This window comes from Pseudoglutamicibacter albus (genome assembly GCF_022346425.1).
GTDB lineage: Bacteria > Actinomycetota > Actinomycetes > Actinomycetales > Micrococcaceae > Pseudoglutamicibacter > Pseudoglutamicibacter albus.
This window is the reverse complement of sequence record NZ_JAKRCW010000001.1, coordinates 79,528-94,606: the sequence shown is the minus strand read 5'-3', so window position 1 is coordinate 94,606 and position 15,079 is coordinate 79,528. Positions and strand designations below refer to the sequence as shown.

The window sequence follows — 15,079 nt, the reverse complement described above, 5'->3', positions numbered from 1 at the left end:
ATGACCGCAACGTCCGCACCCGCGCACCAGGCCGCCCAGGCTCAGCTCAGCAACGCAAACCTCAGCAGCGCGCTGCTTAGCGATGAAGAGCAGCTTAGCGATGAAGAGCACAGCGCGTACTGGGCCGAACAGGCCGGGCAGCTCACGTGGGAGACCCCGTGGGATACGGTGCACACGCTAACCCCGCCTAACCCTGAAACTCAGGAAGGTCTGCAGCAAACCTGGTTCGCGGGAGGCACGCTCAACGCCGCTGTCAACTGCGCAGACCGCCACGTAGCGGCCGGCAACGGGGACAAAGTAGCGCTCTACTTCGAAGGTGAACCCGGCGACCGTCGCACCGTCACCTACCGCGAACTCACCGAAGAAGTCTCGCAGGCCGCCCACGCGCTCACGGAACTGGGCATCACCCGCGGCGACCGCGTCGTGATCTATCTTCCGGTGCTCGTTGAGACGATCATCATCACGCTGGCTTGCGCACGCATCGGCGCGATCCACTCGCTTGTTTTCGGCGGATTCAGCGCGGAAGCGTTGCGTTTCCGGGTTGAAGACACCCGCGCCAAGCTGCTGGTCACCAGCGACGGCCAGTACCGCCGCGGCAAGGCCGTGCCCGTCAAGGACATCGCGGATGAGGCCGCGTCCGGGGAGAACCAGCTCGAGCATGTGCTCGTGATCGACCGCACCGGCCACCGCGACATCCCGTGGACCGAAGGCCGTGACATCTGGTGGGACCAGATTGTGCCCGGCCAGCCACGGCAGCACACACCGGAAGCGTTCGACGCGGAAAATCCGCTGTTCATCATGTACACCTCCGGGACCACCGGGAAACCGAAGGGCCTGGTGCACACGACCGGCGGCTACCTCACCGGTGCTGTAGCGACCTATAACCAGATCTTCGCTCACCCGGACCCAGCTCAGCGCGCGGGCGACGTGCATTGGTGCACTGCAGATCTCGCGTGGGTCACCGCCCACACCTACGAGATCTATGGACCGCTCGGGGCCGGCGCGACCCAGGTCATCTACGAAGGCGTGCCGAACGCGCCGCACCCGGGCCGGCACTTCGAAGTCATCCAGCGTTATGGTGTGACCTCGTACTACACCGCGCCAACGCTCGTGCGCTCGCTCATGGGCTGGTTCCCGGACGGGATCCCCGCCGAATACGATCTCTCGAGCATCCGCCTCGGCGGAACCGTAGGTGAAGCCGTCAACCCTGAGGCAGCGCGGTGGCTACGCGAACAGATCGGCCGCGACACCTACCAGCCCGCCAACCCTGAAACCGGGGAACCCGGGCGCGGCATCAGCATGGTCGATACCTGGTGGCAGTCAGAAACCGGCTCCACCATCCTCACTCCCCTACCCGGCGCAACCACCGTCAAGCCCGGCAGCGTAGGCCGTGACATGCCAGGGGTCGCGACCGCGGTCGTCGACGACGAGGGCAACCCGACACCGGCTGGAACCCAAGGCAACATCGTGCTCACCCAGTTCCCGCCCTCGATGGCGCGCACCGTGTGGGGCAACCCGGAACGCTGGTACACCTCTTATTGGAAGGCCTACGCCACATACGGTTGGTTCAGCGCAGGCGACGGCGCGAAAGTCGATGCCGACGGTGACACCTGGATCCTCGGCCGCACCGATGACGTCATCAACATTTCGGGCCACAGGCTCTCAACCATTGAGATCGAGTCCGCGCTCGTGACCGACCCGGGTGTTGTGGAAGCCGGCGTGTGCCCGGTACCGGATGCGAAGACCGGGCACGCCGCGATCGCGTTCGTGGTCCCCGGCGATCAGTCCTTGCTCGGCGCTGACGCGAGCGAGGAGGCCGTCGCCGAGTTCGTGCAACGGCTACGCGCCACCGTGACCAAGGAGATCGGGCCCATCGCGAAACCGGCCCGCATCATCCTCGTGCCCGACGTACCGAAAACCCGCTCCGGCAAGATCATGCGCCGCATCCTCACCCAGGCCTATACCGGTGAAACACTCGGCGACACCACGAGCCTGCGCAACGAAGAATGCATCCCGGACGTGCTCTCCGCCGCCCGCGGCTAGCTGTATCCGCAGCTAGGCCGTACCAACCGGGGAACTGGCCCGCGGCTACAGCGGGAGGCCGTGCCCGCAAGAGAAAATGCGTACTTTGAGCTGATTTGAAGTCAGTTCGTCCAGGGTTAGGCGGCCGGCTCGCCCAAGCCCTATCGCGAATGTGCACTGGATCACGCATCGTTCTAGTCTCGATGCATGCGTTCTAGCAAAGACACGGCTTCTAGCACAGACACGTCGTCAGAAACCGGGGATTCGCCTCAGGCTGGGAAGACCTCCCTCGATAAGGGCCTGACCGGGCGCCATATCCAGTTCATGGCGCTGGGCTCGGCGATCGGGACCGGGCTTTTCTATGGCTCAGCGGATGCGATCAAGGCCGCAGGCCCGATCGTTCTGCTCGCCTATATTGTGGCGGGTGCCGCGGTATTCATCGTGATGCGCGCCCTGGGCGAGATGGCGGTCCGCAACCCCGTCGCTGGCGCGTTCTCTGACTACGCGACCCGCTATTTGGGCCGCTACCTGGGGTTCACGACCGGCTGGACGTACGTGTTCTGTATGCTCGTCGTCTCGATTGCGGACGTCACCGCGGTCTCGGTATATATGGGGTTGTGGTTCCCCAACGCGCCGCAATGGATCTGGGCGGCAGCGGTCGTTTTGCTCATCGCGGGCATCAACACCCGGCACGTGAAGGTGTTCGGTGAGATGGAGTTCTGGATGTCGATCATCAAGGTCGGCGCCGTGATCGCGATGATCCTCGGCGGCATCGCGATCCTGATTTTCGGTATGAGCGTACCGGGCGAAGCAACCCCGGGCCTGCATAATCTTTTCGATCACGGTGGCTTGGCGCCTAACGGTTGGATGGGCATTCTGGCGTGCTTGACGATGGTCGTGTTCAGCTTCGGTGGCATCGAGACCATCGCCGTGACCGCGGGTGAGGCTAACGATCCGCACACCGCGATCCCGCGCGCCGTGAACTCGGTTCCGATCCGCATCCTGCTGTTCTATGTTCTGGCTTTGGGTGTGATCATGACGCTGGTTCCGTGGAACCACATGAGCTCGGACACTTCCCCGTTCGTCCAGATTTTCGCAACGCTAGGAATCCCGGCGGCGCAACATATTTTGAATATCGTGGTGCTCACGGCCGCGATCTCTGCGATCAACGCGAACTCGTACGGTGCCGGCCGCATGCTGTTCGGGATGGCACACCTGGGGCAATCCCCACGCGCGTTCACCCGGACCACGGGCAAGGGCGTGCCGTGGGCTGCGGCACTGCTCATGATGTGCGCGCTCACGGTGGGTGTGGTGTTGAACTTCCTGATGCCGGAGTCCGCTTTCGCCGTGGTTGCCTCGGTCGGCGCGTTTGCGATCACGTGGCTGTGGTGCATGGTTTTGCTGTCCCACACCGCGATGCGCATCAAACTACGCCGCGCAGGTGTCCCTAAGAAGGACCTTGAGTTCCCGGTGCCGTTGTGGCCCATCACCCCGATTTTCGCGGGTGCCTTCCTGGTTCTGGTGATCGTGTTGATGGCGTGGTTCCCGAACACACGCGTCTCGCTCATAGCGGGTGCCGTGTGGATCGCGCTGATTTCGGCGATATATGTTGTCACAACGTGGCTCAAGCGCCGCCAGAGTCAGTAACGTGTGGTCATGGCTCCTACGTTTTACCCTGCACAGATCCCTACGGCGGCCGGTCAGAAGATCGGCCCAGACCTTGCGCGTTCGTGGCTTTTGACGAACGCGGCGCATCCTGACCGTTTCGCTGAAGCCGAAGATTCCGCCGCCGATGTGGTGGTTTTGGATATCGAAGATGCGGTGGCGCCGAAAGACAAGGTTGCTGCTCGTGAAGCCGCGGTTGAGTGGATGACTAGCGGCCACACCGCGTGGGTTCGTATGAACGGTTATGCGACCAAGTATTGGGAAGACGACGTTGAGGCTTTAGCTGCCGCGTTGCCTTCTGCTGTGGGTGGGCCTGTGGCTGAGGGTGGTTTGGCCGGTGTGATCCTTGCGATGGTCGAATCCACCGACCACGTCAACGAGACCGCACGCCGCTTGCCTGGGATTCCCGTGATTGCACTCGTTGAGACCGCGCGCGGTTTGCAGCGCATCGATTCGATCGCCGCGGCGAAGGGGACCTATCGTTTGGCGTTCGGTATCGGTGACTTCCGCCGCGACACCGGGATGGGGGACGGCCCGATGGCGTTGGCTTATGCCCGCTCACAGTTCACGATCGCATCCCGCGCAACAGGCCTGCCGGGCGCGATCGACGGCCCGACCGTGGGTACCACGGGCGTCAAACTCGCCGAAGCCGCCGCGGTCACAAGCGAGTTCGGTATGACCGGCAAACTGTGCCTGGTTCCGGAACAGACCGCAACCGTCAACGAAGGCCTCTCCCCTTCCAGCGAGGACGTCGCGTGGGCACACGAGTTCCTCACAGAATTCGAGGAAGCCGGCGGAGAGATCCGCAACGGCTCCGACCTGCCGCGCCTCTCCCGCGCGAACAAGATCCTCGCCCTTGCGAAGGCCTACAACGTGCAATGGCGCAAGGCATCCGACCCGGCCCCTGCGCCATCGGACACCTACCACTACTGACGCGCGTAGCCGCCGCGGGCTTGTCGTTGCGGGCTGATCGTTACTGTGCGAGAGGCCCGCGGCGTAGCGCGAGTTCCGCGAAAAGCCGCACGCTGCGGCCCAGCACGCGGTCGTCGAAGATCGCGTGCGGCGAGTGGTTGCCCGCAACTTTCGTGGGGTCTTCGCCTTCCGGGACGGCACCGAGGAAAATGTAGGCGCCCGGTACGCGCTGGAGCACTTCGGAGAAGTCTTCTGAACCGGCTTCGGTGCGCGGCAGGTCTCGGTAGGCGGTATCCCCGAACAGGTCCCGCACGGTTTCGGCCACGTAGTCCACGTGTTCGGCCGAGTTCACGGTTACAGGGAAGTCGCATTCGACCCTATAGCTTGCGCTCATCCCGTGGGCTTCCGCGATGCCTTTGGCGACGCGTTGCACGGCCGGAACGAGCTTTTCACGTGAGGCCGGGCTGAAGGAACGTAGCGTGACCTGGATGGTCGCGGTGGACGGGATGATGTTCGGCGCAGAGCCCGCTTTGATCGAGCCGACAGTCACCACGACGGGGTCGAACGGGTCGAATTGGCGGGTCACCATGGTCTGTAGGCCGAGTACGATCTCTGCCGCGACTGGCACCGGGTCCGCGGCCTGGTGCGGGGCGGATCCGTGGCCGCCTTGGCCGTGGACGGTGATGACGAGGTCGTCACAACCGGACTGGATGGTTCCCGGCTTGGAGACGAACGTTGCGTGCGGATAGCGGTCGGCGTACACGTGGATCGCGTACGCCTCATCGACCGGCTGGCCTGCGGCTTCCAGTAGGCCTTCTTCAATCATGATTTTCGCGCCGCCAGCGGTTTCTTCGGCAGGCTGGAACATGCCCACAACATCGGCGGTGAGTTCATCGCGGCGCTGCGCGAGATACAGCAGCGCACCCACCAGGCCGGCGGTGTGCATGTCGTGGCCGCACGCATGCATCTTCCCGGTTTCGGTGGGCGAATATTCAAGCCCGGTTTCTTCGGTGACCGGTAGCGCGTCCATGTCGCCACGCAACAGGACTACGGGGCGGCGCGTGCCGTCAGGTAGCGGAGCAGCACCACGCAGAACAGCGGTCACGGAGGACAGCGCCTTCCCGGTGTGCAGCTCGATCCCCTCGGTTCCCTCGAGCGCATCCAGCACCGCCGCTTGAGTCGTGGGCAGGTGCCGGTCCAGCTCGGGATTCGCGTGCAGATAGCGGCGCAACCGGACAATGTGCCCGTTGAGTTCCGCCGGGATCGGTTCTTGCGCCGCCGGATGTACCGCCGGAAGCTGTTGCCCCGGTGTTGACGTGTTTCTCGCTGATGTACTGGCGGTGCTCATCATGGGTGTCCTTGGCTTAGCTGGTGTCCGTGAACGGCGTCACAGTCAGTGTAGTGGGTGGCTGTGATGCAGCGCCGGGTTAGGAAAGTGCGCTGCGGATGTGGTGCAAGTGCGCTTCTTGGGCTGGAGTGAGGTAGCGGATGTCGCAGTTGCGCAACCCCGGGTTGCTGATGTTCCACTCGTCCAGGGTGTTGAGCAGGCAGCGGGTGGTCGAGCCGTGGGATACGGCGATGACGCGTTGGCCTGGGTTGCGCTGGAGCGCTTCGGCGAGCGCTGTAGCGCTACGGCGGCCGGCGTCTTTGGAGCTTTCGACGCCTTCGAGGATCCCGAGCTCTTTACCGCGGGCCTCGATCTCTTCGACGTTGGGGAGGTGTGCCGGGAAGAGGTAGGTGAAGGTTTCTTTGTCGAGGTCGCCGTAGGCACGGCCTTCGTAGGGGCCGTAGGAGCGTTCTTTGAGCCCAGCGACGACGCGCGGCCCCTCAAGTCCGAGGTGTTCAGCGATGATCTCCGCGGTTTCGCGCGCCCTGAGTTGTGGGGAGGTGAAGATGACGTCCCACGGGCTACCCCATCGTGATGTCGCGTCAGCCGCCAGGGTTTCCGCCGCGGCGCGGGCTTGTTCGATGCCGGTCGCGTTGAGGGGGACGTCCGCGCTTCCTTGGAAGCGGCGTTCTTTATTCCAGTCTGTTTGCCCGTGGCGGACCAAAGCGAGAGACGGGACGTGGTGAGGGCTGGTGCTCATATCCCCAGCTTATGCCGGCCGCACTGTTCCCGGCGCGCCTTAGTACGTCACATGCGTTTGCCCTGGCTCGAGTCGAGTGCGCATAATGGTGGCTGACCATCTAGAGCGGTCGAGGGACCTGGCCCTGTGACGCCGCAGCAACCATCGACGCAGCACCACCGCTGCAGCGAATGGTGCTCATGCCGGGATCGATGGAGTTGAAGGAGTTCCATGTCTTCTGCCGACCGTCAATTCGGTTTCCGTACCCGTGCCCTGCATGCGGGTGCCACCCCTGATTCGGAGCACGGTTCGCGTGCCGTCCCGCTGTATAACACGACGTCTTTCGTGTTTGAAAACGCGGACGATGCGGCAACGCTGTTCGCGCTGCAGAAGTACGGGAACGTGTATTCGCGTATCGCTAACCCTACGGTTGCGGCGTTCGAGGAACGCGTCGCGTCCCTTGAGGGCGGTATCGGCGCGGTCGCGACGTCTTCGGGTATGGCCGCTGAGTTCATCACGTTCGCCGCGCTATGCCAGGCGGGCGATCACGTGGTCGCTTCCTCGAAGCTCTACGGCGGGACCGTAACCCAGCTGGATGTCACGCTGCGCCGATTCGGCGTGGAGACCACGTTCATCGACTCAACCGAGGTCGAGGACTTCGCGGCCGCGATCCAACCGAACACCAAGGTCCTCTACACCGAGGTGGTCGCCAACCCGTCCGGTGTGATCACCGACATCGAAGGTCTCGGCGCTCTCGCCCACGAACACGGGATCCCACTGGTTGTGGACTCAACCCTGACCCCGCCATATATTTTCCGTCCGCTGGAACACGGCGCGGACATCGTGATCCACTCGGCGACCAAGTTCCTGGGCGGCCACGGAACCACCCTGGGCGGCGTCGTCGTTGAATCAGGCCGTTTCAACTGGGGCAACGGCAACTTCCCATCCATGACGGAGCCGGTGCCTTCCTACGGTGACTTGTCGTGGTGGGGCAACTTCGGTGAATACGGTTTCCTCACCAAGCTACGCAACGAACAGTTGCGTGACATCGGCGCATCGCTCGCCCCTCAGTCCGCGTGGCAGCTGCTGATCGGCATCGAAACCCTGCCGCAGCGTATGGATGCGCACATCGCCAACGCCCGCAAGGTCGCGCGTTGGCTGGCTAACGATGACCGCATCGAGTGGGTCTCCTACGCCGACCTGGAAGACCACGCCTACCACGAACGCGGCAAGCAGCTCTTGCCGAACGGTGTGGGCTCCGTGTTCAGCTTTGGTGTCAAGGGTGGGCGCGACGTCGGGGCTGAGTTCATCGCGAACCTGCAGCTGGCCAGCCACCTAGCCAACATTGGTGACGCGAAGACCCTCGTGTTGCATCCGGCATCCACAACGCATCAGCAGCTAAGTAAAGAACAGCTGATTGCGGGCGGGATCGGTGAAGACCTGATCCGGATTTCGGTGGGCCTTGAGGATGTTGAGGACATCATCTGGGACCTCGACCAGGCCCTCGAAGCCGCCGTGAACGGTGCTGCGAACGGGGAGGAAGCGTAATGAGCAACGAAACCACCACAACAGAGGCCAACAGCACGTGGGTTGGCCCATCAGCCCCGCAACGATTGAACCTTTTGCGTGCCGCCAAGAGCGTTGCGATCGTGGGTGCCTCCACGAACCCGGCGCGTGCCGCGTACTTTGTGGCGACCTACCTGCAGTCCTCCGCCCCCTACAAGCTGTACTTCATCAACCCGCGAGCCACCGAGTTGCTCGGGGAGCCCGTGTACCCGAGCCTCGATGACCTGCCGGAAGTGCCCGACATCGTGGTTGCGTTCCGCCGTAACGAAGACCTCCCGAGCGTCGCTGAGGACGCCGTGCGTGTGGGCGCGAAGGTGTTCTGGGCTCAGTTGGGCCTGTGGAACGAAGAAGCCGCGCGCATCGCTGAAGCCGGCGGGCTCGCCGCGGTCATGAACCGTTGCGTCAAGATCGAGCACGCGCGCTTCCACGGCGGCCTCCACCTTGCAGGCTTCGACACCGGAGTCATCTCCTCCAAACGCCAGCTACGCGCATAACGGTTGCTGTTGCGTCGCTGCGCGGCACGATCGCGCACCGACGCTTGAGGCGCCTGCGCGGCGGCGCGGTGGCGCGGTGGCTACCGCGTGACCGTCTCACCGCGGCGCCGCGGGGTTGAACGTCCAGCGCGTCGCGGTGGCCGGGAACGAGCGGAACTGGTGCCAGAATAGAGGCATGTCTGCTCGCAACAAGATCCGCTCCAAACTCGGCCTCCCCCTCGTTTCGGGACGTGCCAGTCATAAGCGAACCCCCGTTGCGCCGCCGACCCCGCACGTGGTGAAAGACAACATCCGCGCAGTCTCATTCGATAACGAAGGCGCGTTTCCGCTCACCGGCGGCCACACCATCGAAACCGCTGGCAGGTATTCGGAAGAACACCCTGACCAGGTCGTCGTGATCTCGATGGATAAGCCGACTGACCAGCAGATTGAAGACCTCGCGGAAGCCTGGGATCTTCACCCGCTGCTGCTCGAAGACCTACAGGCCCCATCGCGGCGCGCTAAAGCCGAACGTCAGGGCGACACCCTGTTCGTCGTGACTCACTCTGTTGCCTATCAAGATGACATCGAAGAGGTCGTCTTCGGCGAATTCAACCTGTTGATGCGCGGGAACCAGGTAGCGGTTTTGTGCCAAGATCAGGCCGCGGTGCGAGCCTGGCAGGCGAAAGGTTTCCGGCTCGAACACCGCTTCGGCGAACAGAACGAGCTACTCAAGCACGGCCCGGAAGCCGTGCTGCATGCAGTGCTCGATGCGGTCGTGGACGGATACGGCCCCGTGCTGCGTGGCCTGGAAACCGATAAAGAAGAGATTGAACGCCAGGTGTTCTCGGGTGACCCGGCGGCTGCCGAGCGTATTTACCGCTTGTCGCGCGAGATCATCGAGCTACGCCAAATGTCCAACGGGTTAGCGACCGTGATCCGCCGCCTGTTGATCGGAACCACCCGCTATGGGACCGACACCGAGTTGCGTATGTACCTCGATGACGTCTCTGATCATCTCTCCCAGATCATCCCCGACATCGCCGAACTACGGGATGCGCTGAATCAGATCCTGCAGGTCAACGCGACGCTCGTTTCGCAGCGGCAAAACGAAGACATGAAGAAGATCTCCGGGTGGGCGGCTATCATCTTTGCTCCCACGCTCATCGGTGCGATCTACGGTATGAACTTCACGAACATGCCCGAACTCGAATGGACCTACGGCTACCCGCTCGCGCTCGCGGCTATGTTCGGGTTCGCTCTGTTCCTGTTCATCGTCTTCAAAAAGAAAGACTGGATGTAGCGGCGCTGGCTAGCCCTGCCGCGGCTAGCCAGCGGTCAGCGATCAGGCCTTTGGCGCGTCGACCCCTACGCGGCGGTTCTGAAGAACCGGCAGGTATTCGCGCACGCTCTTGACCTTCTTGCGGCCCACTTTTCCCGTGACCAACCCGAATGGCTCGTCCTCAAGATAAGCGACAGGCTGGGCCAGCGGATCCAGGATGACCGAGTATCCGATCGTCTGGTTCGAGGCCGTACCGGCGGCCACAACCCATACCGTGTTCTCCACAGCGCGGGCCTTCAGTAGCGTCTGCCAGTGGTCGATCTTGTTCTCGCCTTTATACCAAGCCGCTGGAACCAACAGAACATCAGCGCCAGCCAACGCAAGGTTGCGCGCGAGCTCGGGGAAACGCACGTCGTAGCACGTCATCATCCCGAACGTCAGGTTCCCGTACGTGAACGTAGCGACCTGGTTGGGGTCGCCTGCAGAAATACGGTTCGATTCCTTGGACGTGAACGCGTCATATAAGTGGATCTTGCGGTACGTCTCAAGCTCCTGGCCATTCGCATCCACTGCAAGGACCGTGTTGTACGGCTTGCCGGTTTCGTTCGGCTCATAGCCGCCCACCACAACAGCGATGCTGTGGCTCGCCGCAATCAAACCGACCTGGCGGGCGAAACGCTCCCACCCCTTCTCAACAAGCCCAGCGAAATCATCGCCAGCCTGGACCAGCGAAAGCATCGACTCCTCAGGGAACACGATCATGTCCGCCTTCTCAGAGGCGGCCTGCCGCGCCAACTTATCCAACGTTTCGAGGTTTTCGAAGACATCGGCGGTCGGGCTGAACTGGCCAAGGGAAATCTTCATCGCGTTCTCCTTGCTGTCTGCAACAAGCGGTGTGAGCCCTACTCTACACACCTTCGGATAAAGCACAGCGTGCATAGAAACAAGGTTCTATGCACGCTGGCATCAGATGCTACTAGCGGTCTCTTTCAAGGCCGGATGAGTGAGCTCAGTTGTCTTCAACCGGGCCGATCAGATCCCGCACCACGATGCTCGCGTCACGGTCCGGGCCCACCCCGATCGCGGAGAAGCGGCAACCAGACATCGCTTCGAGCGCTTCAACATACTTGCGGGCGTTTTCCGGCAGGTCATCGAGGCTCCGGGCCCCCGAGATGTCTTCGGTCCAGCCGTCAAAATATTCATAGATTGGCTTGGCGTGGTGGAACTCGGACTGCGTCATCGGGACCTCGTCGTGGCGCACCCCGTCCACGTCGTAGGCGACGCACACCGGGATCTTCTCGATGCCCGTCAGAACGTCGAGCTTGGTCAAGAAGTAGTCGGTGAAACCGTTGACGCGGGACGCGTAGCGAGCCATAACCGCGTCATACCAGCCGGTGCGGCGCGGACGGCCCGTGTTGACGCCGAACTCGCCACCCACGGTGCGTAGGCGCTCACCCATATCGTCGAACAGTTCGGTCGGGAACGGGCCAGCACCCACGCGGGTGGTGTAGGCCTTGATGATGCCGATCGAGCGCTGGATGCGGGTTGGGCCGATGCCGGCACCCACCGAGGCGCCGCCGGCGGTCGGGTTCGATGAGGTCACGAACGGGTAGGTCCCGTGGTCCACATCCAAGAAGGTTGCCTGCCCGCCCTCCATGAGCACGACCTTGCCTTCATCGAGCGCCTTGTTGAGTTCCAGCTCAGCGTCGATCACCATCGGGCGCAAACGGTCAGCGAAGCTCAAGAAGTATTCAACAATCTCTTCGACTGTCACCGCACGGCGGTTATAGACCTTGACTAAGAGTTCGTTCTTCTGCCGCAGTGAGCCCTCGATCTTCTGGCGCAGAATCGATTCGTCGAAAATGTCCTGGACACGGATGCCGAGGCGGCCGATCTTATCCATGTAGGTCGGGCCGATGCCGCGGCCGGTGGTGCCGATCGCGCGCTTACCCAAGAAACGTTCGGTGACCTTATCGAGTGTCTGGTGATACGGGGCCACCAAGTGAGCGTTCGCAGAAACACGCAGCCGGGACGTGTCAGCGCCGCGAGCCTCGAGCGCGTCGATCTCCTCGAAGAGGGCCTCAAGGTTCACAACACAGCCGTTCCCCAGAACAGGGATCACATTCGGGGCCAAAATACCGGCCGGGATGAGCTTCAGCTCGTACTTTTCACCACCCACCACAACGGTGTGGCCCGCGTTGTTACCGCCATTCGGCTTCACAACGTAATCAACACGACCACCAAGAAGGTCGGTTGCTTTGCCCTTGCCTTCATCGCCCCACTGGGCGCCAACAATAACGACGGCCGGCATGCATCTACTCCTCGCGCACTGTCTCCTAGTGCGTGCTCTAGTGCGTTGGCAGGGAAACACCCCCATCACCGGGGCCCGCCTCAAGCGAACCCGCCATCTCAAGACACGATGCCGCAAGCAACCCGGCTTGTGGCGTGCGCTTTCCCGCGATGAGGGCCTTACTCGCTGAGTCTATCAATCCGGCCCCCACACAGCTTGAGCGCCGAGACCAACGTCAGCACAGCAAATAGTGAACCCATCACAGCGACAGGCCACATGTGCCCGCCGGCCATCGTGATCATCGCGGAACCCACCAGCGGTGCTGAACCCGAGAACACCGAGGAGGCGACCTGGTAACTCAACGAAATACCCGTGTAGCGGACCTCGGGAGGGAAAGACTCAGAGAGCAAGCCAGCGAGCGCTGAGAAATACAGGGCGTGCGGGATCGTGACCGCAAAAATCCCCGCGGTTGCGAGCACAGAGTTACCCGTGCTGATCAGAACGAACATGAGCGGAAGCAACACGATCTCAGGGATCAGCATCCCGGCGACCGCGCGCCGCACCCTGCCACGTTCCTTCGCGCGGTGCACCAGCAACGCACCCAACGGCTGAACACAGAACTGCACGACCAACGCCGCCGTGACCATCGCGAGGAAACCCTGCCGCGTGAACAAGCCAGCGTCCGTGGCCCAGGACAACGCGAGCGTGGCCTTGAAGTACGTGACCGTGGTCGCCAAAACACTCGCACCCACACCCCACAAAACCGTCGCCTTATGTTCACGGAACAAGGTCACGATGGGAGCCTCACGGCGAGCGCGGCCGCTGCCGGTGGCGGGGGTGTTGCTGTTGGCAGTAGCTGGGTTAGCGGCGGGGCTGGCGTCGGCAGTGACTGCCTTGGCAGCGGCGGGGCTGTTGCCGGTTGCGGGGGTGGCGTCGTCGTGGCGGTGGAGGTTCCCGCGCATCATCTCCGGGGACTCTTCGACCGAGACCCTGATCCACAACCCGATCGCTACGAGTGCCGCAGAGATCAGGAACGGAACGCGCCAACCCCACGTGAAGAACGCGTCATCCGGCAGCATCGCGACGAGCAACCACATGCCGGAGGCGCACAAGTTACCGGCCGGGGAGCCTTGTTGGGCGAAGGCGGCGTACAGGATCCCGCGGTTGCTTGGGGCGTGCTCTGCGGCGAGCACCACGGCCCCACCCCATTCCCCGCCCATCGCAATGCCTTGCACCAGCCGCAAGACGACCAGGGCGGCGGGCGCCCACCAGCCGGCCACATCGTAGGTGGGGAGCAAACCGACCGCGGTGGTGCAGCCGCCCATGAGCAAAAGGGTGGTGATGAGGGCACTCTTGCGGCCGAACGTGTCGCCCCAGTGGCCGAAGATCACCCCGCCGATCGGGCGGGCGAGGAACCCAGCCCAGAACGTTGCGAACGAGGCCAGGACCCCGAGCTCGCCAGGGAAGAACAGCGGCCCTAGAACCAGCGCGGCCGCTGTCGAATACGTATAGAAGTCATACCATTCGATGGTCGTGCCGATGAACGCCGCGAACCCTGCTTTACGGGCCTGCCGCGTACGGTGGAGCGCCGGCTTGTCAGTGGCGCGGTTAGTCTTCGAGCCACGCCAAGATTGCATCACGGTCCTCATCTATACCCGGCGGCTCCTTGCGATACGCAGGCTCCGCGTCCGAAAGCCACAACGGCGTGCGCACCGTAGGCACCCCATCGGGCTCCCCCACCGGCGTCATGACCGGCTCCAATCCCAGCGATTCAGCGAAAGCGACACCTTCATCGACCCCGAGGATCGGCGAAGCCGGAAGCCCCACCTTGCGTAGCCGTGTGGCCCACTCATCGGCCGTGGCACGTGCGAGCTGCTGCTCGATCAGCGGCCGCAACGCATCCCGGTTGCGGTTGCGGGCAGGCATCGTCGCGTAGTCTTCGTTGTCCGCAAGCTCAGACACACCGAGCGCTGTGGCAAGGAGCGCGAACTGGCGGTCATTACCAACGCAAATCACCACGTGCCGGTCCGAGCACATGAACGGACCGTACGGGAAGAGGCTCGGATGGTCGTTGCCCATCCGGAACGGAACAGCGCCCGCGCCGACGAAGCCCGAGGTTTGATTCGCGAGGCCGGACAGCGCAGAACTCAGCAGGTTGACTTCGATGTGCTGGCCGCGGCCGGTCTGTTCGCGCTGGCGGAGAGCGGCGAGGACGCCGACGGCGGCGTGAAGGCCAGCCATAATGTCGAAGATCGCGACGCCACCGCGCTGCGGATCGCCATCCGGCTCCCCGGTCAGAGACATGAACCCAGAGGTCGCTTGAGCTAGCAGGTCGTAGCCGGGCATGTCCGCGCCGCCGCGGGAGCCGAAACCCGTGATGCTCGCATGGACTACGTGAGGATGCTTCTCCCTGACGCTCTGCGGGTCCAAGCCGAACTGCTTGAGCCCGCCAGGGCGGAAGTTCTCCATGAAAACATCGGCCTTGGCCACGATGCGGTGGGCGATTTCGAGGTCGTGGGCGTCTTTGAGGTTCAGGGCGATCGCATGCTTATTGCGGTTGACGCCCAGGTAGTAGGTCGCTTCCCCGTCGCGTGCCGGCGGCTGCCACGTACGGGTGTCATCCCCACTGGGAGACTCAACCTTGATGACGGTGGCGCCGAGGTCAGCGAGCAGCATCGTCGCGTACGGACCCGCAAGGATCCGCGTGAAATCCGCGACAACCAAGCCCTTCAAGGGGCCGCTCACCCTACCCGCATCCGCTGTGACCATAGTCACATGACTATCACGGGCGAAACCAGGCTGT

Annotated in this window: 12 protein-coding genes and 1 riboswitch; of the genes, 6 read left to right on the top strand and 6 right to left on the bottom strand. The window is 63.1% G+C overall.

Annotation, left to right across the window (positions count from 1 at the left end; translation table 11 throughout):
- The 3 genes from acs (at position 1) to MHJ63_RS00395 (ending at position 4,620) form a co-directional block, all read left to right on the top strand.
- Entirely contained in the window at positions 1–2,043 is a 2,043-nt protein-coding gene (gene acs / locus MHJ63_RS00405) for an acetate--CoA ligase (RefSeq protein ID WP_239445805.1), read from the top strand.
- A 186-nt stretch (positions 2,044–2,229) separates the two neighbouring features.
- Positions 2,230–3,669, top strand: coding sequence for an amino acid permease (locus MHJ63_RS00400; protein WP_239445804.1), 1,440 nt, complete (start codon positions 2,230–2,232; stop codon positions 3,667–3,669).
- A 9-nt stretch (positions 3,670–3,678) separates the two neighbouring features.
- Complete coding sequence (locus MHJ63_RS00395) at positions 3,679–4,620, top strand: HpcH/HpaI aldolase/citrate lyase family protein (protein WP_052048547.1); 942 nt, start codon at positions 3,679–3,681, stop codon at positions 4,618–4,620.
- Between the two features lie 40 nt (positions 4,621–4,660).
- On the opposite strand, the gene MHJ63_RS00390 is transcribed toward MHJ63_RS00395, so the two are convergent.
- Both MHJ63_RS00390 and MHJ63_RS00385 read right to left on the bottom strand, forming a co-directional pair.
- Positions 4,661–5,950, bottom strand: a complete 1,290-nt coding sequence (locus MHJ63_RS00390) for a M20 metallopeptidase family protein (protein ID WP_239445803.1) — start codon at positions 5,948–5,950, stop codon at positions 4,661–4,663.
- Between the two features lie 76 nt (positions 5,951–6,026).
- Complete coding sequence (locus tag MHJ63_RS00385) at positions 6,027–6,686, bottom strand: histidine phosphatase family protein (protein ID WP_239445802.1); 660 nt, start codon at positions 6,684–6,686, stop codon at positions 6,027–6,029.
- Positions 6,687–6,779: 93 nt separating this feature from the next.
- Positions 6,780–6,884: riboswitch (SAM riboswitch) on the top strand.
- Positions 6,885–6,896: 12 nt separating this feature from the next.
- Between MHJ63_RS00385 and MHJ63_RS00380 the strand changes: the two genes are divergently transcribed.
- The 3 genes from MHJ63_RS00380 (at position 6,897) to MHJ63_RS00370 (ending at position 10,007) form a co-directional block, all read left to right on the top strand.
- Positions 6,897–8,213: an O-acetylhomoserine aminocarboxypropyltransferase/cysteine synthase family protein gene (locus MHJ63_RS00380; RefSeq protein WP_239445801.1), complete on the top strand. Its 1,317-nt coding sequence runs from the start codon at positions 6,897–6,899 to the stop codon at positions 8,211–8,213.
- A complete protein-coding gene (locus MHJ63_RS00375) occupies positions 8,213–8,725 on the top strand; it encodes a CoA-binding protein (protein WP_239445800.1) in 513 nt (170 codons plus the stop codon). Before MHJ63_RS00380 ends, MHJ63_RS00375 begins: the two co-directional genes overlap by 1 nt.
- Before the next feature lie 175 nt (positions 8,726–8,900).
- Entirely contained in the window at positions 8,901–10,007 is a 1,107-nt protein-coding gene (locus tag MHJ63_RS00370) for a magnesium and cobalt transport protein CorA (RefSeq protein ID WP_070491553.1), read from the top strand.
- A gap of 42 nt (positions 10,008–10,049) precedes the next feature.
- Here MHJ63_RS00370 and MHJ63_RS00365 read toward each other — a convergent pair whose 3' ends face one another.
- From MHJ63_RS00365 to MHJ63_RS00350, 4 genes are all read right to left on the bottom strand, one after another.
- The gene (locus MHJ63_RS00365; protein ID WP_239445799.1) at positions 10,050–10,850 is read right to left on the bottom strand and encodes a carbon-nitrogen hydrolase family protein; all 801 of its coding nucleotides are present in this window, start codon (positions 10,848–10,850) and stop codon (positions 10,050–10,052) included.
- A gap of 145 nt (positions 10,851–10,995) precedes the next feature.
- Positions 10,996–12,297: an adenylosuccinate synthase gene (locus tag MHJ63_RS00360; RefSeq protein WP_035756589.1), complete on the bottom strand. Its 1,302-nt coding sequence runs from the start codon at positions 12,295–12,297 to the stop codon at positions 10,996–10,998.
- 158 nt (positions 12,298–12,455) lie between these two features.
- On the bottom strand, positions 12,456–13,913 hold the full coding sequence (locus MHJ63_RS00355) for an MFS transporter (protein ID WP_239445797.1): 1,458 nt from the start codon (positions 13,911–13,913) through the stop codon (positions 12,456–12,458).
- Positions 13,885–15,045, bottom strand: coding sequence for a CaiB/BaiF CoA transferase family protein (locus MHJ63_RS00350; RefSeq protein WP_239445795.1), 1,161 nt, complete (start codon positions 15,043–15,045; stop codon positions 13,885–13,887). Before MHJ63_RS00350 ends, MHJ63_RS00355 begins: the two co-directional genes overlap by 29 nt.
- Positions 15,046–15,079: the final 34 nt, after the last annotated feature.